Below are 362 nucleotides of genomic sequence, written 5' to 3' on the forward strand. Positions count from 1 at the left end.
ACGTGGTTAGAACGTTTTCTAATTCTGTGTGCACGACCTTGAGGTGCTGGACGTAATCTCTTTAACATAGATCCTCCATCAACTCTAATCTCCTTTACAAATAATTCAGCCGACTCTACATCTGCATCTTCGTTTTTTGCTTGCCAGTTAGCGATAGCTGAAAGTAATAACTTTTCTAAACGGTTAGATGCTTCTTTTTGACTAAATTTTAAGATATTAAGTGCTTTTTCAACGCTTTCGCCTCTTACTAAATCGGCTACTAAACGCATTTTTCTTGGTGACGTAGGACAGTTATTAAGCTTAGCAAAAGCAATTTGTTTCTTTTGCTCCTTAATAGCGTCTGCCATTTGTTTTTTACGACT

1 protein-coding gene is annotated in these 362 nt (G+C 37.0%); it reads right to left on the bottom strand.

The window, feature by feature from the left end:
• On the bottom strand, positions 1 to 347 hold a 347-nt coding region (gene rplV, locus FUA24_RS07540; RefSeq protein WP_222861333.1), incomplete at its 3' end, for a 50S ribosomal protein L22.
• Between the last annotated feature and the right edge of the window lie 15 nt (positions 348 to 362).

The sequence above is a fragment of the Seonamhaeicola marinus genome (genome assembly GCF_008085455.1).